The sequence below is a fragment of the Catellatospora paridis genome, from assembly GCF_009720365.1.
In the GTDB taxonomy this organism is placed as follows: Bacteria; Actinomycetota; Actinomycetes; order Mycobacteriales; family Micromonosporaceae; genus Catellatospora; species Catellatospora paridis.
Window position 1 is genome coordinate 103,938 of record NZ_WBZD01000038.1, and the last position, 19,772, is coordinate 123,709.

Genomic DNA, 19,772 nt, shown 5'->3' on the forward strand with positions numbered 1-19,772 from the left:
CCGACCACGGGGCCGGCGGCTCAGGCCGGTCCCGAACGTAGCGAGGAGAAGGCATGAGCGAGCCTGGCGAGCGAATCATCAGGCTGGTGGCTCATGCCTTCGACGAGCGGAGCGAGGAGAAGGCATGACCACGGGTGAGCGCAAGCCCATTCGACGCGCGCTGATCAGCGTGTGGGACAAGACCGGGCTGGAGGCCCTCGCCGCGACGCTGCGGCGGCACGGTGTCGAGATCGTCTCCACCGGCAGCACGGCCCAGCAGATCGAGACCACCGGCTCGCCGGTCACCCGGGTCGAGGAGCTCACCGGCTTCCCGGAGACCCTGGACGGGCGGGTCAAGACGCTGCACCCGCGGGTGCACGCGGGCCTGCTGGCCGACGTGCGCCTCGACACGCACCGCGCGCAGCTGACCGAGCTCGACATCGAGCCGTTCGACCTGCTGGTGTCCAACCTGTACCCGTTCACCGAGACGGTGGCCTCGGGCGCGTCCGCGGACGAGTGCATCGAGAAGATCGACATCGGCGGCCCGGCCATGGTGCGCGCGGCGGCCAAGAACCACGCCAATGTCGCGGTGGTCACCTCGCCCGCCGACTACCACCTGATCGCCGCGGCCCTGGAGTCCGGCGGCTTCTCGCTGGGCGAGCGCCGTGCGCTGGCGGCCCGCGCCTTCGCCGACATCGCCGACTACGACATCGCGGTGGCGAACTGGTGCGCCCAGGAGCTGGCCCCGGCCCCGGCCGAGGGCTTCGCCTGGCCGGAGTACGCCGGGCTCGGCCTGTGGCGCAGCAACGTGCTGCGTTACGGGGAGAACCCGCACCAGGCGGCGGCGCTGTACATCGACCCGTCCGCCGCGCCCGGCCTGGCCCGCGCGCAGCAGCTCGGCGGCAAGGAGATGTCCTACAACAACTACATCGACGCCGACGCCGCCTGGCGCACCGTGCACGACTTCGAGGGCGTGCACGCCGTCGCGGTGATCAAGCACGCCAACCCGTGCGGCATCGCGGTGTCCGCGGTCTCGGCCGCCGACGCGCATGCCAAGGCGCACGCGTGCGACCCGGTCTCGGCGTACGGCGGCATCATCGCGGTCAACTCCGAGGTGACCGCGGAGCTGGCCAAGCAGATCGCCGAGATCTTCACCGAGGTCGTGGTGGCCCCCGCGTACGCGCCGGAGGCGGTGGAGATCCTGACGGCGAAGAAGAACCTGCGCGTGCTGCTCGCCCCGCCGTTCCGGCCGAACAAGGTCGAGCTGCGGCAGGTGTCCGGCGGCATGCTCGTGCAGACCCGCGACGACTTCGGCGCGCCCGGCGACGACGCGGCCAACTGGCGGCTGGCCACGGGCGAGCCCGCCACGGCCGAGCAGCTCGACGACCTGGAGTTCGCCTGGGGTGCGATCCGGGCCGTCAAGTCCAACGCCATCCTGCTGGCCAAGGACGGGGCCAGCGTGGGCGTGGGCATGGGCCAGGTCAACCGGGTCGACTCGTGCCGCCTGGCGGTCTCCCGGGCCGGTGACCGGGCCCGCGGTTCGGTCGCCGCCTCGGACGCGTTCTTCCCGTTCGCCGACGGCCTGCAGATCCTGCTCGACGCCGGCGTGACCGCCGTCGTCCAGCCCGGCGGCTCGATCCGCGACGAAGAGGTCATCGCCGCGGCCAAGGCCGCCGGCATCACCCTCTACCTGACCGGCTCCCGCCACTTCGCCCACTGACAAGACGAAGGAAGGGCACCTTCTCAACTTCCGTTGAGAAGGTGCCCTTCCTTCGCTTTAGCCCATGCGGGGCGGAGGCGTCAGCCGACGACCTGCCGCAGCTCCGCGAAGTGGCACGCGCTCGGGTGCGGTTCCACGCCGCGGCGGATGAGCAGCGGCTCCTCCACCGAGCAGCGCTCCTGCGCCTTCCAGCAGCGGGTGCGGAACCGGCAGCCCGACGGCGGGTTGGCCGGCGACGGCACGTCGCCGACGAGCCGGATCACGTCGCGGTGGGCGCGGGCGTCCGGGTCCGGCACCGGCACCGCCGACAGCAGCGCCTGGGTGTACGGGTGGGTCGGCCGCTCGTAGATCTCCGCGTCGGTGCCGACCTCGACCATCTTGCCGAGGTACATGACGCCGACCCGGTCGGAGATGTGCCGCACCACGGACAGGTCGTGCGCGATGAAGATGTAGGACAGGTCCAGCTCGCCCTGCAGCTTCTCCAGCAGGTTGATGACCTGGGCCTGGATCGACACGTCCAGCGCGGACACCGGCTCGTCGCAGACGATGATCTCGGGCTTGAGGGCCAGTGCGCGGGCGATGCCGATGCGCTGGCGCTGTCCGCCGGAGAACTGGTGCGGGTAGCGGTTGATGTGCTCGGGGTTGAGGCCCACGAGCTCCAGTAGCTCCTGCACCCGGCGCTGGCGGTCGCCCTTCGGTGCCACCTCGGTGTGGATCTCGTACGGCTCGCCGATGATGTCGCCGACGGTCATCCGCGGGTTCAGCGAGGTGTACGGGTCCTGCATCACCATCTGGATGTTTCGGCGCATGCGGCGCAGCTCGGAGCCGGACACCTTGAAGATGTCCTTGCCCTTGAGCATGGCCCGGCCCGCGGTCGGCGTCTCCAGCCGCATCAGCAGCTTGGCCAGCGTCGACTTGCCGCAGCCCGACTCGCCCACGATGCCCAGCGTCTCGCCGCGGTGCAGCTCGAAGCTGACCCCGTCGACCGCCTTGACCGCGCCGACCTTCTTCTTGAAGAGGATGCCCTGGGTGATCGGGAAGTGCTTGACCAGGTTCTCGACCCGCAGCAGCGGCTCACCGGCGGGCCGGGAGGCCGTGACGTTCTCAGCGGAGTGTGCCATCGAGCATCTCCTTAGCGAAGTGGCACGCGCTGGTCCGGCCGTGGCCGAGGTCCAGCGAGCGGGGTGTCTCGGTGGTGCAGACCGCCTTGGCGTACTTGCAGCGCGGGTGGAACGCGCAGCCCGTCGGCGGGCGCATCAGGTTCGGCGGCAGGCCCTTGATGGTGGCCAGCTCGGTGCCCTTGGAGTCGAGCCGCGGGATCGAGTCGAGCAGGCCCTCGGTGTAGGGGTGCGCCGGGTGCTTGTAGACGCTGCGCACGTCCGCGTGCTCGACGATGCGGCCCGCGTACATGACCGCGATGCGGTCCGCGACGTCGGCGACCACGCCCAGGTCGTGCGTGATCAGGATCAGGCCCATGTTGAGGTCCCGGCGCAGGTCGCCCAGCAGGTCCATGATCTGGGCCTGCACGGTCACGTCGAGCGCGGTGGTCGGCTCGTCCGCGATGAGGACCTTGGGGTCCATGGCCAGCGACATCGCGATCATGACGCGCTGGCGCATACCGCCGGAGAACTGGTGGGGGTAATCCTTGATCCGGGCCTTGGCCGCCGGGATCTTGACCAGGTCCATCAGCTCTACGGCCCGCTTCAGCCCGTCCTTGCGGGACATGCCGGCGCGGGTGCGCAGCGACTCGGAGATCTGCCAGCCCACCGGGAAGACCGGGTTCAGGGCGGAGAGCGCGTCCTGGAAGATCATGGAGATCTCCTTGCCGCGCACCTGCCGGCGCTTCTCCTCCGACATGGCGAGCAGGTTCTCGCCCTTGTAGAGGATCTGCCCACCGGGGATCTTCGCCGGCGGCATGTCCAGGATGCCCATGATCGCCTGCGCGGTCACCGACTTGCCGGAGCCCGACTCACCCAGCACGGCCAGGGTCTCACCCGGGTCGAGATGGTACGAGACGCCGTTGATCACGCGGGCGACGCCGTCGCGGGTGTGGAACTCGACGTAGAGGTCCTTCACCTCAAGCAGGTGGCGACCGCCGCTGCCGGTGGGGGAGGAGCTGACGTGGATGTCGGTCATGGTGTCACCGCAGCTTCGGGTCGAAGGCTTCGCGGATCGCGTCGCCCAGGATGATGAAGGCGAGCACGGTCAGCGCCAGGAACGTCGACGGCACGATCAGCGGGACGGCGTTCTCCCGCATGTAGAGCCGCGCGGTCGAGATCTCGATGCCCCAGGACTGGGCCGGGGGCCGCAGGCCGATGCCCAGGAAGGACAGCGTGGCCTCGGCGGCGACGAACGAGCCCAGCGCCATGGTGATGATCACGATGAACGGCGCCAGCGAGTTCGGCAGGATGTGCCGCCACATGATGCGGCCGCTGCCCGCGCCCAGCATCTTCGCGGCATGCACGTAGTCCTGCTGCTTGGCGGTGATCACCGAGGAGCGGATGACGCGGGCCGCGGTGGTCCAGCCGAGCAGGCCGAGGATGGCGATCAGCGCGAGCAGGATGGCGGTCTGGCCGCCACCGGCGTTGGTGACCCGCTTCATGAACACGATGCCGGCCAGCAGCAGCGGCAGGCCCAGCACGATGTCGATGATCCGGGAGACGACGCCGTCCCACCAGCCGCCGAAGTAGCCGGAGGTGATGCCCAGCACCATGCCGAGGATTCCCGCCAGCAGGGCGGCACCCGTGCCGACCAGCAGCGAGTTCTTGGTGCCGTAGATGGCCTTGGCGAACACGTCGCAGCCCTGCACGTCGTACCCGAAGATGGCCGCGCCGGACGGGGCGCCCATGCGGTTGCGCAACGCGCACGTGGTCGGGTCGGCCGAGGTGAACAGCGACGGGAAGGCGGCGATCAGCAGGATCAGCGCGACGATCACGAGCGCGATCCAGAACAGCGGCCGGCGGCGCAGCTCGCGCCAGGCGTCCGCGCTGGCGCTGCGGGGCTTGGACACCTCAAGGGTGTGCGGCTGGCCGGGCGCGTTCGGATCGCCGGCCGGTCCGGGGGTGGCCGTGTGCAGCTCGGTTGCGGCCACGGACTCGAAGTCGGTCATGTCAGGAACCTCTTACTCGTACCGGATGCGCGGGTCGAGCACCGCGTAGAGCAGGTCGACGATCAGGTTGGCCACCAGGAAGACGATCACCAGCACGCTGACGATGCCGATGACCAGCGGGGTGTCCTCGGTCTTCAGGGCGCGGGCGAGCTGGAAGCCGACGCCCGGGACGTTGAAGACGCTCTCGGTGACGATCGCACCGGCCATCAGGCTGCCGAGCTCGACGCCGAGGAAGGTCACGATCGGGATCAGCGAGTTGCGCAGCACGTGGATGCCGATCACCCGGCGGCCGGGCATGCCCTTGGAGCGGGCGGTGCGCACGAAGTCGGCGCGCAGGTTCTCGCTGACCGAGGCGCGGGTAAGCCGCATCGCGGTGGCGACGGACAGCGAACCCAGCACGATGCCGGGCAGCAGCAGCTCGTACCACGTCGGGTTGCCGCTGGCCGTGGTGGGGAAGAGCTTCCACTGGATGGTGAAGAGGTACTGCGACAGCGGCGCGAGCACGACCGAGGGGATGCCGATCACGATCAGCGTCAGGACCAGGGTGGCGTTGTCGAAGATGCTGCCGCGGCGGATGCCCGCGATGACGCCGGCGGTGACGCCGAAGATGATCGTGACGAGGATGGCGATGAGCGCCAGCTGCATGGTGACCGGCCAGGCGTCCAGCAGGATGTCCTTGATCGAGCGCCCGGTCAGGGTGGTGCCGAAGTCAAGGTGCAGCAGGTCGGTCAGGTAGTTCCAGTACCGGACCAGGAATGGCTGGTCCAGTCCGTACTTCACGGTCAGCTGGGCGCGCTGCAGGTCGGTGACCGGCTTTTCGCCGGCCAGGGCCTGGATGGGGTCGCCTCCGGTCAGGTACATCAGCGAGTACACGATGAACGTGGTCGCGATGAATACCATGATCATCTGGAGGAAGCGCCGCACAAGGTAGCGGAACATCGTCGATTTCTTCTCTCACCAGGCAGCCCTATTGGCACGAAATATCCGTGTTCTTCGTACCATGGGGCCGCGGTCGACGTGGTGGTGGTGCGCCTGGTCCGGTCAGGGGCGCCGGGGGCGAGGGGTCTGGGCGCGGTGGGGGGGGGGGGGGGGGGGGGGGGGGGGGGCGCCCCCCCCCGGGCCCCCCCCCCACCACCGTCAGTCGACCGTCAGGGTTCAGCTGACAATCTGGATCTTGTTGAGGTCGACCCGGTTGAACAGGTCGATGTGAACGTCCTTGACGTTGGTCGAGTGACCGAAGACGTTCTGGCCGAAGCGCAGCGGAAGGACCGGCATTTCCTGGGCGAGGATGTCCTCGGCCTGCTGGTACTTCTTGATCGCCTCTTCCTGGGTCGGCGCGGCCGAGCCCTCCTTCAGCAGGTTGTCGAAGGTGGGGTTGCTGTAGCCGTAGTAGTTCGAGGAACCACCGGTGGAGTACAGCGGGCCGAGGTAGTTCTCCATGGACGGGTAGTCCATGACCCAGCCCATGCGGAACATGCCGATTTCCTTCTTCGCCTTGGCCTTGGTCAGCAGGTCGGCGAACTTGGCCTCGGGGGTGCCCACGCACTCGACGCCCAGGTTGGCCTTGAGCTGGTTGCAGGTCGCGTCGACCCACTCCTGGTGGCCACCGTCGGCGTTGTACGTGATGTTGATCGACTTCGGGCCGTCGTTCTCCGTGTAGAGCTTCTTGGCCTCGGTCGCGTTGAACTCGCACGCCGCGCCACAGGTCTTGTCGCGGTAACCCGCGACGACCGGGGAGACGAAGGAGTAGGCGGCCTTCTGCGAACCCTGGAAGACCTTGTTCGCGATCTCCTCGCGGTCGATCGCCATGGAGATCGCCTTGCGGACCTCCGCCTTCGCGAAACGCTTGTCGAAGGTCGGGAAGGCCAGCACCTGCAGGGTCGACGCCGGGCTGGTCATGTAGCGGTCACCCAGGTCGCCCTGGGCGGTCGACAGCGCGGCGGTCGGGATCTGCTTCACCACGTCCAGGTTGTTGGCCTGGAGGTCGGCGTACTCGGCGTCGCTGTTCTGGTAGATCTTGAACAGCGCGCCGCCGACGGTCGGCTTGGTGCCGGCGAAGCCGTCGTACTTCTCGACCTCGACCTGGGCGTCGTGCTGCCAGGTGCCCTTGATCTTGAAGGGGCCGTTGCCGACGGGGGCGTCCTCGTAAGCCTTGGCGATCACCAGCGGCGAGGCGGTGATGCTCTCGAACGCGGAGTTCGGCAGGGGGTAGTACGCGGTGTAGCCCAGCTGCGACTTGAACTCGCTGAACGGCGCGCTCAGGGTCACGGTGAAGGTCTTGTCGTCGACCTTCTTGAGACCGGTGAGGGTGGTCGCCGTGGGGGTGGTCTTCGCGTCGGCCGGGTTGAGGTCCTTGTAACCCTCGACCTTGTCGAAGAAGTAGTTGTTGTCCTGGGCGTTCGGGCCGTAGGCCGCGTAGTTCCAGGCGTTGATGTAGCTGTCGGCGGTGACCGGCTCGCCGTTGTGGAACGTCCAGCCGTCCTTCAGCTTGATCGTCCAGGTCTTGTTGTCGGTGGTGCTGATCTCCTGCGCGGCCACCTCGAAGGGCTTGTTGGCCTCGTCGAAGTCCACCAGGGGGGCGAACAGCGCCGCCAGCACCTGGGAGCCACTGGTCTCCGAGGTGTTGGACGGGATCAGGTGCTTCGGTTCGGCGATGCCGATGGAAACCACACCATTGGGGTTGGCGCCACCCGAGTCGCTGCCACCGCTCTTGCCACAGGCCGACAGGCCGAGAGTGACAACCAGCGGGAGAGCAGCCCAGGCTGCGAGCCTACGGACCTGCATTGAGCCTCCTCATCTCCTACGTCACACCTCACGACGGCAGGCTGACCAGCCGTTGTCACGCAGTGCAACGTCCGGCAAAGGTAGGACGAAGCCGGGCCCGGCACCAAACCCACGAGTTGCAGATTCGCAACAGTCTACGGGTGGAGTACTTGCGGATCCTGTCCCGACTCTGGTATTAGAGAGCAGCCTGCCATATGGGCGGAACTAAGTCAGTATGCCCGATTCGGCACGTGACCAGGGCAATAGTCGTCGGTCACATAGTGGGACTGTCGGCAGCCCGATTTAGCCCGTTATGGCGTCCCGGATGCTGGAAGATCCTGCAACCAAGGCCACGCGGTGATCTATCCCACTGTTACCCAGAGTTAGTTGCGCAGCTAAGGGGCCAAATGATCGACCGCGGTCATCGCAGCCGCTAGCCCCCAGTGCGCCATGATCCTCGAATTTGCCTGGCAAACGGGCGTATCGCCGCGGCACATACGCCCCATTGCCCGGCAAGTCGGTCGATCATGCGAGGCGCTCGCGGGCAGCGGCTCGGCCCGTCCGGACGGGATGTCCTGGTTTCAGGTGATCGAAGCGGTGATGGCAGGATCGACGGCATGACGGCGACGATCCTCAACGGCACCGAGACCGCGGCGGCGATCAAGGCGGATCTGCGGACGCGGGTGGCCGCGCTGCACGCCCGCGGCATCACCCCGGGTCTGGGCACGGTGCTGGTCGGCGACGACCCCGGCTCGCGGTGGTACGTCAACGGCAAGCATCGCGACTGCGCCGAGGTCGGCATCGCCTCGCTGCGCCGCGACCTGCCCGCCGACGCGAGTCAGGCCGATGTGGAGCGTGCGGTCGCCGAGCTCAACGCCGACCCCGCGTGCACCGGCTACATCGTCCAGTTGCCGCTGCCGAAGGGCCTGAACGAGCAGCGGGTGCTGGAACTGATCGATCCGGACAAGGACGCCGACGGGCTGCACCCGATCAACCTCGGCCGGCTGGTGCTGGGCGTGCACGCGCCGCTGCCCTGCACCCCGCGCGGCATCGTCGAGCTGCTGCGCCGGCACCACGTGCCGATCTCGGGCGCCGAGGTCTGCGTCGTCGGCCGCGGCGTCACCGTGGGCCGCCCGCTGGGCCTGCTGCTCACCCGGCGTACCGAGAACGCCACGGTGACCCTCTGCCATACCGGCACCAAGGACCTCGCCGCGCACACCCGCCGGGCCGACATCGTGGTGGCCGCGGCGGGGGTGCCCGGCATCATCACCGCGGACCTGGTCCGTCCCGGCGCGGCCGTGCTCGACGTCGGCGTGTCGCGGGTGGAGGGCCCGGACGGAAAGAAGCACATCGTCGGGGACGTGCATGCGGACGTCTTCGACGTGGCCGGGTTCGTATCGCCGAACCCGGGCGGGGTAGGGCCGATGACCCGCGCCATGCTGCTGACCAACGTGGTCGAGAAGGCCGAGTCCGCGCTCTAGCCCACATCGGCCGCACCCGACAGGCCGTCGATAGACGGTGCGGACTATGGTGCGGATCGTTACACCTTCGTCACAGGGCTGTGCTGGTTACCACCAGACATCCGCCAGCAGGGAGTATGTGCCAATGGGCAAGAAGGTCACCGTCGTCGGCGCCGGTTTCTACGGCTCGACCACCGCGCAGCGCCTCGCCGAGTACGACGTCTTCGAGACCGTCGTGCTGACCGACATCATCGAGGGCAAGCCCGAGGGCCTCGCCCTGGACCTCAACCAGTCCCGCTCCATCGAGGGCTTCGAGACCAAGGTCGTCGGGGCCACCACGGGTGTCGACGGCTCGGGCTACGAGGCCATCGCCGGCTCCGACATCGTCGTGATCACCGCCGGCCTGCCGCGCAAGCCCGGCATGAGCCGCATGGACCTGCTCGGCGTCAACGCCAAGATCGTCCGTGGGGTGGCCGAGCAGGTCGCCAAGCACGCGCCCAACGCCGTCGTCATCGTGGTGTCCAACCCGCTCGACGAGATGACCGCGCTGGCCCAGATCGCCACCCAGTTCCCGAAGAACCGGGTCATCGGCCAGGCCGGCATGCTGGACACCGCCCGCTTCACGCACTTCGTCGCCGAGGAGCTGAAGGTCCCGGTCGGCTCGGTGAAGACGCTGACCCTGGGCTCGCACGGCGACACCATGGTGCCGGTGCCCTCACGCTGCACCGTCAACGGCAAGCCGCTGTCCGAGCTGCTGCCCGCTGACAAGATCGAGGAGCTGGTCACCCGTACCCGCAACGGCGGCGCCGAGGTCGTGGCGCTGCTGAAGACCGGTTCGGCGTACTACGCCCCGTCGGCCGCCGCCGCCCGCATGGCCAAGGCCGTGGCGGAGGACTCCGGCGAGGTCATGCCGGTCTGCGCGTGGGTCGACGGCGAGTACGGCATCGCCGGCGTCTACCTGGGCGTCGAGGCCGAGATCGGCGCCACCGGCGCGCGCAAGGTCGTCATCACCGACCTCACCGAGTCGGAGCTCGCGGGCCTCAACGAGGCCGCCGAGGCCGTCCGCGCCAAGCAGGCCGACGTAGCCGGCCTCTGACCAAGTCAAAGGAAGGGCACCTTCTTAACGCTCCGCGTTATGGAAGGTGCCCTTCCTGACATCTGCCGCCGGGGCGAGCTGTGGCTTCGCGGGCGGCGGGTTCGCGGGCGTGGTTTGGGGCCGCGCGGCGGTCCGTGGGACCCGCGGGCTTGCGCGCGCGGGTGTCGGATGTGGGCGTTAAGGTGTCCGGCATGGCATTGGACCTGCTCGAACTGCTGCCCGCTGAGTGGCGCGACGTGATGAAGCCGCACCTGGACCTCGACGCCACGGCGAAGCTGTCCTCCTTCGTGGAGGCCGAATACGCCGCCGGTCCGGTCTTCCCGCCGCAGGAGGACCTGTTCACGGCGTTCCGGCTGACCTCACCCGCGCACACCCGGGTGCTCATCCTGGGGCAGGACCCCTACTTCAAGCCCGGCCAGGCCCACGGCCTCAGCTTCAGCGTGCGCCCCGGCGTGACCGTGCCGCCGAGCCTGCGCAACGTGTACAAGGAGCTCAAGGACGACCTGGGCGTCGAGCCGCCGCGCAACGGCGACCTGACCGGCTGGGCCGCCCAGGGCGTGCTGATGCTCAACGCGGTGCTCACCGTGCGCTCGGGCACCCCGAACAGCCACGCCAACCAGGGCTGGGAGGCGTTCACCGACGCCGCGATCAAGGCCGTGAACGACTCGCCCTACCGGGTGGTCTTCGTGCTGTGGGGGTCCTACGCCCGCAAGAAGGCCGTGCTGGTGCGCAACCCGCAGCACGTCGTGCTGCAGGCCGGGCACCCGAGCCCGATGAACCAGAAGGGGTTCCTTGGGAGCAAGCCGTTCTCGCAGATCAAGGCCGCGCTGCAGGACGCCGGCCGCGGTGAGATCACCTGGGGCTGAGGCATCCCGCGCCGCGGCGAAGCCGGTTTCCGGACGCCGCGGCGCGGCAGGTCAGTGCCGGAGCAGCGCCACCGCGAGCCCGGCGACGGCACCGGCCGCCGACCCCACGGCCAGCATCCGGCGATACTGCGGGGTCACGTCGAACAGGCTGGGCACGATCGGTCCGCGCTGACCGCGCGACCGCCGCCAGGCCCAGTGGGCGACGATGAACAGCAGCGCCCACACCGCGATCCCGGCGAGCGCGCCCATGGCCCCTTCCGACAGCGCCTCACCCGCGGGGGTGTGGCTCGCCGCCCGGTGCTCCGGTGACTCGGGCCGGTATCGTCCCCGGTCCAGCGGGCGGTGGCGGCTGGTCAGGACGGCCAGCTGCGCGACGGCGAGCAGGATCCCGGCGGAGGCCAGGTGGCCCCACGGTCGGCGCAGCGGGCGCGCGGTCACCGCGAACGTGCTGATCGCCAGGCACAGGGCCGGGAACGCGACGACCGTCCAGGCGAGCACCAGTGTGATGGTGGTCGGCACGTCGGCCAGGGCCCACGTCTGCGCGGGCAGCAGCAGGTCGCGCAGCAGGTAGAACAGGCCCAGGGTCGCCAGCACGGCGACGCCGGTCAGCCACATCGCCGGAGTGGGTGCCGAAGTGCGTTCGTCGGTCGTCACGGCGGGCAGCGTAACGGTGCGGCTCAACTCGCGCGGTCCCGTGAGGTGGGGCACCGACCCTGGCAGTTGCGGCAGGTCGATCCTGCAGTACGCTCGTACTGCTAGACGAGACCGCCGCCCGGCCTTCCGCGCCGGACGCCGAAGGTTTTAAGGAGCGCCCTCGCGATGGCGAAGATCAAGGTAAACAACCCGGTCGTCGAGCTCGACGGCGACGAGATGACCCGGATCATCTGGAAGCAGATCCGGGAGCAGCTGATCCTGCCCTACCTCGACGTGGAGCTGGAGTACTACGACCTGGGCATGGAGCACCGCGACGCCACCGACGACCAGGTGACGATCGACTCCGCGAACGCCATCAAGCGGCACGGCGTGGGCGTCAAGTGCGCCACCATCACCCCGGACGAGGCCCGCGTCGCCGAATTCGGCCTGAAGAAGATGTGGAAGTCGCCGAACGGCACCATCCGCAACATCCTCGGCGGCGTCGTGTTCCGCGAGCCGATCATCATGAGCAACGTGCCGCGCCTGGTGCCGGGCTGGACCAAGCCGATCGTCATCGGCCGTCACGCCCACGGCGACCAGTACAAGGCCACCGACTTCGTGGTCCCCGGCCCGGGCAAGGTCACCATCACGTACCAGCCGGCCGACGGCTCGGAGCCGATGGAGCTGACCGTCGCCGACTTCGCCGACGGCGGCGTCGCCATGGGCATGTACAACTTCGACGAGTCGATCCGCGACTTCGCGCGCGCCTCGCTGCGGTACGGCCTGGCCCGCAACTACCCGGTCTACCTGTCGACCAAGAACACCATCCTCAAGGCGTACGACGGCCGGTTCAAGGACATCTTCGCCGAGGTCTTCGAGGCCGAGTTCAAGGCCGACTTCGAGGCCGCCGGCATCTCCTACGAGCACCGCCTCATCGACGACATGGTCGCCGCGGCCATGAAGTGGGAGGGCGGGTTCGTCTGGGCCTGCAAGAACTACGACGGTGACGTGCAGTCCGACACCGTGGCGCAGGGCTTCGGCTCGCTCGGCCTGATGACCTCCGTGCTGATGACGCCCGACGGCAAGACCGTCGAGGCCGAGGCCGCGCACGGCACCGTCACCCGGCACTACCGCCAGTGGCAGAAGGGCGAGAAGACGTCGACCAACCCGATCGCGTCGATCTTCGCCTGGACCCGTGGCCTCGCGCACCGCGGCAAGCTGGACGGCACCCCGGCGGTCACCAACTTCGCCGACACGCTGGAGCAGGTCATCATCGAGACCGTCGAGGGCGGCGCGATGACCAAGGACCTCGCGCTGCTGATCTCGCGCGACGCGCCGTGGCAGACCACCGAGGAGTTCATGAACACCCTCGACACCAACCTGGCCCGCCGCCTCGGCGCCTGATTTCCGCCGGAGCCGTCTCCTGCCTCGCCTGCGATCGTTTGACCAGGTGAAACAGCAGAAGAGTCCCGCCTGAATGTCCCTTCCCAAACAGTGCCGGCCCGCAGTCCGCGGGTCGGCACTGTTTTTACGCCCAGAAGGTGGGGTCGGACCGTATTTTTTGACACGGGACATCGGTCAAGCCGCGGGCTTCGCATCGCCGAGGCTGTGCTGCTGCCAAGGGAGTCGGCGCAGGTCGAGTTTGGGGGTGTGGAGCCAGACGGGGCCGTCGGGGGTGTCGCGCAGTTCGATGGAGGCGGCGGTCAGGGCGTCGCGGACGCGGTCGGCGGTGGCCCAGTCGCGCTGCTCGCGGGCCTTCTCGCGAAGTCCTATCAGCGCCTCCACCAGCGGGGTGAGCAGTGGGGTCGGGTCGCCGCCGTCCGCCAGCGCACCGAGCCGCACGATCATGCCCCGGAGCAGGCCGTGCGCGTGCTCGCCGGAGTCGGAGGTGAGCGTGTCCGCACCCCAGTCGGTGATCGCCTGCTCCAGTTCCAGCACCGCCGCGACGCAACCGTCGACGTCCCGCTCGGCCAGTGCCGTGGAGAAGCGGGCCTCGGCCTCGTCGGCCGCCTCCCGCAGCGTGGCCGCCGTGCCGACGGATCCGCTGCCGCCCGCCGCGACGCCGGCCGGCGCTTTGCCGCCAGCGCCGATCGGGCCCCTAGCGCGGGGAACGCCGCCGCCGCTCAAGGTGCCGCCGGCGTTAAGAAGGTGCCCTTCCTCTACGTATTCCGTTAAGAAGGTGCCCTTCCTTTCCTCGGTGGGGAGGGGGAGGACGGTGCCGGTGGGGTAGACGGTGCTGCGGCCGCGGCGGCGCAGGGTGACGGTGCCGTTGCCGAGGACGGTGGCGGTGCGGGCGTCGAGGTCGCAGACCAGGGCGGTGTGCTCGTCGACGCCGATGATCACCGTGTCGTCGGGGAGCTCGCGTTCGAGGTGGGCCAGGCGGGGTTCGCCGAGGTAGCAGAAGCGGGTGTCGTGGTGGCCGCCCTCCGCGTTGTCGTAGTGCGGGATGACCACCGCCGGCACGCCGGTGAGCTGTTCGAACAGGTTCAAGCCGGGTTCCCAGCGCGGGTCGGCGCCGGCCTTGTAGATCTCGTACACGGGGATGGTGTGCGAGCCGAGGGTGAGTGCGGCGGCGCTGGCGAAGACGAGCACCTCGGCCTGGACGAGCAGGGACGGCAGCTCGGTGTCGCGCCACTGGCGCAGGGCGTACGTCGGCGAGCCCGGACCCGCGAAGATCCAGTTCGCGCCGCGCAGGGCGGCCAGCGCGCGTTCGCGGTCGAGGCCGGGCGCGGGGGTGCGGCGCCAGGAGACCACGTCCACGGCGCGGCCGACGCTCTGCGCGAAGTAGCCCACCGCCCGCGCGCTGATCTCGTCCGCGTTGAGCTGGAATCCGTACGGCGTGTCCAGCAGGGCCGCCCGCGCTTCGCCGCGCAGCGCGTCGAAGAACTGCCGGTGCGGCTTGATCATGGTGGGGGTGGTCTCGCCGGACCCCATGACCACGAGCAGCTTCGTCACGCCGTCTCCTTCCGCCGGCCGCGGGGGTGGGCCGGGAATCGCGTCGATCGCGAGGTCGCCGCCCGGGTGGGGTGGTGCCCACGCGAGCGGTGAGCAGGTCTGCCGTGACCGCGGCGGGTCATCGGGCGACCAGGCCGAGCAGGTCTGCCGTGACCACGGCGGGTCATCAGGCGACCAGGCTGAGCAGGTCGGCGGCGATCATGTCCGGGTGCTGGGCGTGCAGGTCGTGGTCGCCGCCGGGATACCAGCGCACGGTCGCGTCGGGCAGCGCCGCCGCGGCCCGGCGCACCTGCTCGGCGCGGTCGTCCTGCGGGCCGAGCGCGGGCAGCAGGAGGGCGGGCACGGCGACCAGCGGCAGGTCGGGGCCGGGCGGGCCGTCCCACATCGAGCGCAGGATCTCCAGGTGGTTCGGGATGGTCAGCCGCCGCTCCACGGTGCCGTCGGGCCTGAGCCGCATGTTCGCCAGCGTCGCCTCCCGGGCCGTGTCCGACCAGTCGGGATGGCCCGACGCCAGCCACTGCCGCATGGCGGCGGCGGGCCTGCCGTCGATGTCGTGCGGACGCAGTGCCTGCTCGCAGGACTGCCAGTCGGGGAAGGTGGCGTGCAGGTCGATCCAGCCGCCGTCGACCAGGCCGATCGCGCCGGGCAGCTCCGGGTGCTTGGCGGCGAGCCGGACCACCACGTTGCCGCCCCACGACTGCCCCACCACCACCGGCCGGGCCAGGCCCAGTGCGGTGATCACGGCGGCCAGGTCTGCGGCGGCGGTGCCCGTGTCGTATCCGGACTCCGGCGCGTCGGACTCGCCGTGCCCGCGCAGGTCGACCGCCCAGCTCGGATGCCCGGCGGCGGCGAGTGCGGCCGCCACCTCGTCCCACAGCCGGGCGTTCGACGACAGCCCATGGACCAGCAGGAAGGGTGTCGGCCCGGATGCCCGCGTGCCGGGTCCGGCCGTGCCGTGACCGCTCAGGATCGCGCCGGTCGTGCCGGGCCTGCTCACGTCCTGACCGGCGGAAACCGTGCCGGGCCTGCTCCGGCCTCGACCGGCCGAGGCCGTGTCCGTCGTGCTGGGCCTGGTCGTGGCACGGTGGCGCAGGCTGAGCCGGACGCTGGGTTCGACCTCGACCTCGACTTGGCGGACCTCGGTGTCGTTCACATGTACGAACTTAGAGGGAAACCGCCCTGAGCGCAGCAGCCGCCTGCTCCGGCGCGATGTCGTTGACCCACGCGCCCATCGCCGACTCCGACCCCGCCAGGTACTTCAGCTTGCCCGGCGCGCGCCGGGAGCTGATCAGGCGCAGGTGCAGGTAGCCGAGGTCGCGGTCGGCGTGCACGGGGGCCTGGTGCCAGCCCGCGATGTAGGGCATGGCCAGGCCGAACAGCCCGTCGAGCCGTTGGGTGATCTCCGACCAGAGCGGCGCGCAGGCGTCCAGCTCCGCCTCGGTGAGCGCGGCCAGGTCGGGGACCTGCCGGTGCGGGGCGAGGTGGATCTCGTACGGCCAGCGGGCCGCGTACGGCACGAACGCGGTCCACAGCTCGTTGGACGCGACGACCCGCGAGCCGTCCTCGCGCTCGCGGGCCAGCAGGTCGCCGTAGAGGTTGCCGCCCTGTTCGTCCCGGAACTTGCGCGCCGCCTCCAGGTAGCGGCGGGTGACCGGGGTGACGTACGGGTACGCGTAGATCTGCCCGTGCGGGTGGTGCAGCGTCACGCCGATCTCGACGCCCCGGTTCTCGAAGCAGAACACCTGCTCGACGCCCGGCTGGGCGGACAGCTCGGCGGTGCGGTCGGCCATCGCGCGCAGCACGGTGCGCACCCGCGACACGGGCAGGTCCTTGAACGACGCGTCGTGCTGCGGGGAGAAGACGACCACCTCGCAGCGCCCGGCGTCGCCGGAGAACGAGGGGAAGCGGTTCTCGAACACGACCACGTCGTAGTCGTCGGCGGGCACCTCGCTGCGGAACGCGCCCCGCGTCGGGCAGAGCGGGCACTCCTCGGTCGGCGGCAGGAAGATGCGGGTCTGCCGGTGCGCGGCGACCGCCACCCACTCCTCGGTGAGCGGGTCGAAGCGCAGCTGCGCGGGCGGGGGCGGCGGGGGCAGCTCGCGGTCGTCGACCATGGCGCGTACGGCGTCGTCGTGCTCGTCGAAGTAGATCAGTTCGCGGCCGTCGGCCATCGTGGTGCTGGTGCGTTTCATGGGGTCATCTCCACAACGGTGAGCTCGCTGACGTCCACCGGCGGCTCCGCGTCGGTGATGAGCAGGTCGACGGCACTGAGCGGGACGATCGACGCGATGCCGAGCGTCTCCCACTTGGTGTGGTCGGCGAGCACGACCAGGCGGCGGGTGGCCGCGATCAGGGCCCGGTTGGTCTCGGCTTCGAGCAGGTTCGGCGTGGTCAGCCCGGCCTCCACGCTGAGCCCGTGCACGCCGAGGAACAGCTGGTCGACGTGCAGGTCGCGCAGCGAGGCGACGGCGATCGGGCCGACCAGCGCGTCGGAGGGGGTGCGGGTGCCGCCGGTGAGCACGACGGTCTGGTCGGGGCGGCCCGAGCGGTAGAAGACGTCGGCGACCGGGATGGAGTTGGTCACCACGGTCAGCCCGGGGATCTCGACCAGGCGCTGGGCCAGCCGCACCGTGGTGGTGCCCGCGGAGAGCGCGATCGCGCTGCCGGGGGCGACGTGGGCGGCGGCGGCCTCGGCGAGCTTCGCCTTCTCCGTACGCTGGCGTTCGGCCTTGGCGGCGAAGCCGGGTTCGTCGGCGACGCCGGACGGGGGTGAGGTCGCCCCACCGTGCACCTTGACGACGAGGCCGCGCTCGGCGAGCACCTCGAGGTCGCGACGGATGGTCATGTCGGAGACGCCGAGCTCGGCGACGAGGTCGGCCACGCGCACCCCGCCGGAGCGGCGTACCTGGGCGAGGATCGCCTGCTGGCGTTGCGGGGCGAGCATCCCGTCTCCTCACCTGTCGGCCCCCGGAGGAGCCTAAGTCACCGAAATCCAACAAGGTTCAACACCGTATCGTACGCGGACGCGCACGGGCAACGGTGGAACGTGGTGATCGGTGCAGGTGTGACTGTGCGAACGCGTTCAGATGCCGTGCCCGCGCCGGTGCAGCGCGGTCAGCACCGTCTCGACCTTGACCGCCCCGGTGAGGGCGGCCAGCGCGATCGCGGCGCGCGGCTCGCGCCAGTTGTTGCGTACCGTCTCGCGGGTCCAGCGCCAGGCCTGCCGCTTGTCCCCGGCCGCCGCCGACCAGCAGGCCAGCTGGCCGTAGACCCGGGCCGCGCCCGGTCGGCAGCCGGAGATCTCCGGGTGGCGGGCCATCATCCAGCGCAGCGAAGAGATCTTGGTGGAGTACTCGTACGCGTAGAAGCTGCTGCGGCCCCAGAGCACCCGCACCAGCGGCTCGTCGACGTGCACGATCGGGTGCCGGCGGGCGGCCCGCAGCAGCAGGTCCCAGTCCTCGTTCTGGCTGCCCGGGGCGTCCTCGGAGACCGGGCCGATGACGCCGGACTCCAGCAGCGCCTCGCGCCGGGCCAGGAAACCCGACGAGTGCAGCATCGACATCCGGGAGCGGGCCAGGTGCTCGACGGTCACCGCGTCGGTGCCGGCCAGCCGGGGGTGGGGAACCCCCTCGAACTCCACCTCGATCGCACATGTCGCGAACTCCGCGTCCGGCGTACGCACCAGGGCGTCGACCTGGCGGCGCAGCTTGCTCGGGTGCCAGAGGTCGTCGTCGTCGCAGAACGCCACCAGCTCGGTGTCCAGCGCCGCGATGCCCGTGTTGCGGGCCCCGGCCAGGCCCAGCTGCCGCCAGTTGGCCAGCACCAGCACCGGCCGGTGGTCGGCGGTGGCCAGCTGCAGGTCGGGCTCGGCCTGGTCGAAGACCACGATGACCCGCAGCGGGCCGGGGTAGTCCTGCGCGCGTACCGCGTCGAGGGCCTTGCGCAGCAGTTCCGGGCGGTTGCGGGTGGGGATGACCACGCCGACCGCGGGCCAGTCGCGGCGCTCCGCCGACGTGGCGTCCGCGGCCGCGCCGCCTGCCGTCGGCCTGCCTGCCTGCGCGCCGGCTGCCGCCGGCCGGCCGGCCCGCGTGTTGACGGCCGTGGTGCTGCCTGCGGCGACGGGTCGTGCGCCGCGGGTGCCGTCGAACCGGCCGGTGTTGAGCTTGTACTTCATCGGTGCGCTCCCACGATCTCAGCGGTGCTGCTCAGCGGGTAGCCGTACGCCCGCAGCAGCGGCGCGCACACGGCCCCGACCAGGGCGCGCTGGCGCGGCGGCAGCTGCCGGCGCCAGGCGTCGTCGCGGCGCAACTCGATGCGCCCGACCGTGAACCGCATCGGGTTGCCCGCGGCGCTGTGGCCGAGGGACAGCTCGACGGCGTCGCCGGAGACGAAGCCCAGGTCCATCACGGACGGGTCCAGCCCCATGAACGCGGCGATGCGCTGCACGCTGTTGCGGGGCCGGGCCAGGAACTCCTCATAGCGCACCCGGCGCACGGCGACGCCGCGCCGGCGCAGCAGCCCGAAGGCGGCGTTGTGCGCGTTCCACAGCAGCGCGCTGCGGGTGGGGGCGTAGCGCGTCATCTCCTCGGCGCCGTCGGTCTCCGGGCGCGCCACCGTCTTGGTCCACGAGTAGGCCACCCCGCGGGCGTCGCGCACCACGTGCAGCACCCGCAGATCCACCGCGTCCGACCAGCGCAGGCAGTGCGCCAGCGCGCTGTGCTTGGAGGAGTCGATCACCACGCGCGCCCCGGACACCTCGGCGGCCGCGGCGTAGATGCGCGCGTAGTAGTCGGCGTACTCGGTGACCAGCGCGGTGAAGTCCTTGGCCAGTCGGCTCGACCCGGCCAGCCGGGGGATGTGCCGGGTGCGCTCGACCAGGTCGCGCAGCGCCAGAATGCGGTGCACGTCCACCCGGTGCCAGCCGCCGAAGGCGGCGATGCCGACCCGCTGCCAGAAGTCGCAGCCGCTGAACCGCTCCCCGCAGCCGCAGCGCTCGTCGTCGCGCAGGTCCCGCTGCCAGAGGTGGACGATCTCGCCGAGAGCGCACACACCGGGCAGCTCGCCGAGCACGCGCTCGATCAGGGTCGTGCCGCTGCGGCCGAGCCCACCGACGAATAGAACCCTGGTCGTCATACATCCCCCACTGCGGCGTGCCGGTCCGCGACTCGCCTCGTGCGGTATAACGACCGAA

At 70.3% G+C, this 19,772-nt stretch carries 17 protein-coding genes; 5 read left to right on the forward strand and 12 right to left on the reverse strand.

Features of this window, described 5'->3' with window-relative positions:
• Positions 1–124 precede the first annotated feature (124 nt).
• A complete protein-coding gene (gene purH, locus F9C41_RS36680; RefSeq protein ID WP_155391447.1) occupies positions 125–1,699 on the forward strand; it encodes a bifunctional phosphoribosylaminoimidazolecarboxamide formyltransferase/IMP cyclohydrolase in 1,575 nt (524 codons plus the stop codon).
• A gap of 80 nt (positions 1,700–1,779) precedes the next feature.
• On the opposite strand, the gene F9C41_RS36685 is transcribed toward purH, so the two are convergent.
• The 5 genes from F9C41_RS36685 to F9C41_RS36710 all read right to left on the reverse strand — a co-directional run bounded on the left by F9C41_RS36685 (position 1,780) and on the right by F9C41_RS36710 (position 7,592).
• Positions 1,780–2,820 (reverse strand): ABC transporter ATP-binding protein, encoded by a 1,041-nt coding sequence (locus tag F9C41_RS36685; protein ID WP_155391448.1) that lies wholly within the window; start codon positions 2,818–2,820, stop codon positions 1,780–1,782.
• Entirely contained in the window at positions 2,804–3,835 is a 1,032-nt protein-coding gene (locus tag F9C41_RS36690) for an ABC transporter ATP-binding protein (protein WP_155391449.1), read from the reverse strand. The genes F9C41_RS36685 and F9C41_RS36690 overlap by 17 nt, the downstream gene beginning before the upstream one ends.
• Before the next feature lie 4 nt (positions 3,836–3,839).
• Complete coding sequence (locus tag F9C41_RS36695) at positions 3,840–4,808, reverse strand: ABC transporter permease (protein WP_155391450.1); 969 nt, start codon at positions 4,806–4,808, stop codon at positions 3,840–3,842.
• Between the two features lie 12 nt (positions 4,809–4,820).
• Positions 4,821–5,747 carry an ABC transporter permease gene (locus tag F9C41_RS36700; RefSeq protein ID WP_155391451.1) on the reverse strand — a complete coding sequence of 309 codons (927 nt, stop codon included), beginning with the start codon at positions 5,745–5,747 and terminating at the stop codon, positions 4,821–4,823.
• 216 nt (positions 5,748–5,963) lie between these two features.
• Positions 5,964–7,592 carry a peptide ABC transporter substrate-binding protein gene (locus tag F9C41_RS36710; RefSeq protein ID WP_155391453.1) on the reverse strand — a complete coding sequence of 543 codons (1,629 nt, stop codon included), beginning with the start codon at positions 7,590–7,592 and terminating at the stop codon, positions 5,964–5,966.
• Positions 7,593–8,188: 596 nt separating this feature from the next.
• Here F9C41_RS36710 and F9C41_RS36715 point away from each other — a divergent pair.
• The 3 genes from F9C41_RS36715 (at position 8,189) to F9C41_RS36725 (ending at position 10,993) form a co-directional block, all read left to right on the forward strand.
• Positions 8,189–9,052: a bifunctional methylenetetrahydrofolate dehydrogenase/methenyltetrahydrofolate cyclohydrolase gene (locus tag F9C41_RS36715; RefSeq protein WP_155391454.1), complete on the forward strand. Its 864-nt coding sequence runs from the start codon at positions 8,189–8,191 to the stop codon at positions 9,050–9,052.
• A 124-nt stretch (positions 9,053–9,176) separates the two neighbouring features.
• Positions 9,177–10,127, forward strand: a complete 951-nt coding sequence (gene mdh / locus F9C41_RS36720) for a malate dehydrogenase (RefSeq protein WP_155391455.1) — start codon at positions 9,177–9,179, stop codon at positions 10,125–10,127.
• Positions 10,128–10,318: 191 nt separating this feature from the next.
• On the forward strand, positions 10,319–10,993 hold the full coding sequence (locus F9C41_RS36725; protein ID WP_155391456.1) for a uracil-DNA glycosylase: 675 nt from the start codon (positions 10,319–10,321) through the stop codon (positions 10,991–10,993).
• A 51-nt stretch (positions 10,994–11,044) separates the two neighbouring features.
• Here the strand turns inward: F9C41_RS36725 and F9C41_RS36730 are convergent, their stop codons facing one another.
• A complete protein-coding gene (locus F9C41_RS36730; RefSeq protein WP_155391457.1) occupies positions 11,045–11,647 on the reverse strand; it encodes a hypothetical protein in 603 nt (200 codons plus the stop codon).
• 165 nt (positions 11,648–11,812) lie between these two features.
• On the opposite strand from F9C41_RS36730, the gene F9C41_RS36735 reads away from it, so the two are divergent.
• A complete protein-coding gene (locus tag F9C41_RS36735; RefSeq protein ID WP_155374186.1) occupies positions 11,813–13,030 on the forward strand; it encodes an NADP-dependent isocitrate dehydrogenase in 1,218 nt (405 codons plus the stop codon).
• A gap of 174 nt (positions 13,031–13,204) precedes the next feature.
• On the opposite strand, the gene F9C41_RS36740 is transcribed toward F9C41_RS36735, so the two are convergent.
• From F9C41_RS36740 to F9C41_RS36765, 6 genes are all read right to left on the reverse strand, one after another.
• Positions 13,205–14,581, reverse strand: a complete 1,377-nt coding sequence (locus F9C41_RS36740; RefSeq protein WP_155391458.1) for a CysS/YqeB C-terminal domain-containing protein — start codon at positions 14,579–14,581, stop codon at positions 13,205–13,207.
• A gap of 166 nt (positions 14,582–14,747) precedes the next feature.
• Positions 14,748–15,734: an alpha/beta fold hydrolase gene (locus tag F9C41_RS36745; RefSeq protein WP_230690278.1), complete on the reverse strand. Its 987-nt coding sequence runs from the start codon at positions 15,732–15,734 to the stop codon at positions 14,748–14,750.
• A 10-nt stretch (positions 15,735–15,744) separates the two neighbouring features.
• Positions 15,745–16,773 (reverse strand): galactose-1-phosphate uridylyltransferase, encoded by a 1,029-nt coding sequence (galT, locus tag F9C41_RS36750; protein ID WP_155391459.1) that lies wholly within the window; start codon positions 16,771–16,773, stop codon positions 15,745–15,747.
• Complete coding sequence (locus F9C41_RS36755) at positions 16,770–17,525, reverse strand: DeoR/GlpR family DNA-binding transcription regulator (RefSeq protein ID WP_155391460.1); 756 nt, start codon at positions 17,523–17,525, stop codon at positions 16,770–16,772. The genes galT and F9C41_RS36755 overlap by 4 nt, the downstream gene beginning before the upstream one ends.
• Before the next feature lie 138 nt (positions 17,526–17,663).
• Positions 17,664–18,755: a glycosyltransferase family A protein gene (locus tag F9C41_RS36760; RefSeq protein ID WP_155391461.1), complete on the reverse strand. Its 1,092-nt coding sequence runs from the start codon at positions 18,753–18,755 to the stop codon at positions 17,664–17,666.
• Positions 18,752–19,714: a sulfotransferase domain-containing protein gene (locus F9C41_RS36765; RefSeq protein WP_155391462.1), complete on the reverse strand. Its 963-nt coding sequence runs from the start codon at positions 19,712–19,714 to the stop codon at positions 18,752–18,754. The genes F9C41_RS36760 and F9C41_RS36765 overlap by 4 nt, the downstream gene beginning before the upstream one ends.
• Positions 19,715–19,772: the final 58 nt, after the last annotated feature.

Excerpts from the sequence above, each read along its gene's own strand:
- purH (WP_155391447.1), top strand. The coding sequence starts at position 125 with ATGACCACGGGTGAGCGCAAGCCCATTCGACGCGCGCTGATCAGCGTG.
- F9C41_RS36685 (WP_155391448.1), bottom strand. The coding sequence starts at position 2,820 with ATGGCACACTCCGCTGAGAACGTCACGGCCTCCCGGCCCGCCGGTGAG.
- F9C41_RS36690 (WP_155391449.1), bottom strand. The coding sequence starts at position 3,835 with ATGACCGACATCCACGTCAGCTCCTCCCCCACCGGCAGCGGCGGTCGC.
- F9C41_RS36695 (WP_155391450.1), bottom strand. The coding sequence starts at position 4,808 with ATGACCGACTTCGAGTCCGTGGCCGCAACCGAGCTGCACACGGCCACC.
- F9C41_RS36700 (WP_155391451.1), bottom strand. The coding sequence starts at position 5,747 with ATGTTCCGCTACCTTGTGCGGCGCTTCCTCCAGATGATCATGGTATTC.
- F9C41_RS36710 (WP_155391453.1), bottom strand. The coding sequence starts at position 7,592 with ATGCAGGTCCGTAGGCTCGCAGCCTGGGCTGCTCTCCCGCTGGTTGTC.
- F9C41_RS36715 (WP_155391454.1), top strand. The coding sequence starts at position 8,189 with ATGACGGCGACGATCCTCAACGGCACCGAGACCGCGGCGGCGATCAAG.
- mdh (WP_155391455.1), top strand. The coding sequence starts at position 9,177 with ATGGGCAAGAAGGTCACCGTCGTCGGCGCCGGTTTCTACGGCTCGACC.
- F9C41_RS36725 (WP_155391456.1), top strand. The coding sequence starts at position 10,319 with ATGGCATTGGACCTGCTCGAACTGCTGCCCGCTGAGTGGCGCGACGTG.
- F9C41_RS36735 (WP_155374186.1), top strand. The coding sequence starts at position 11,813 with ATGGCGAAGATCAAGGTAAACAACCCGGTCGTCGAGCTCGACGGCGAC.
- galT (WP_155391459.1), bottom strand. The coding sequence starts at position 16,773 with ATGAAACGCACCAGCACCACGATGGCCGACGGCCGCGAACTGATCTAC.
- F9C41_RS36755 (WP_155391460.1), bottom strand. The coding sequence starts at position 17,525 with ATGCTCGCCCCGCAACGCCAGCAGGCGATCCTCGCCCAGGTACGCCGC.
- F9C41_RS36760 (WP_155391461.1), bottom strand. The coding sequence starts at position 18,755 with ATGAAGTACAAGCTCAACACCGGCCGGTTCGACGGCACCCGCGGCGCA.
- F9C41_RS36765 (WP_155391462.1), bottom strand. The coding sequence starts at position 19,714 with ATGACGACCAGGGTTCTATTCGTCGGTGGGCTCGGCCGCAGCGGCACG.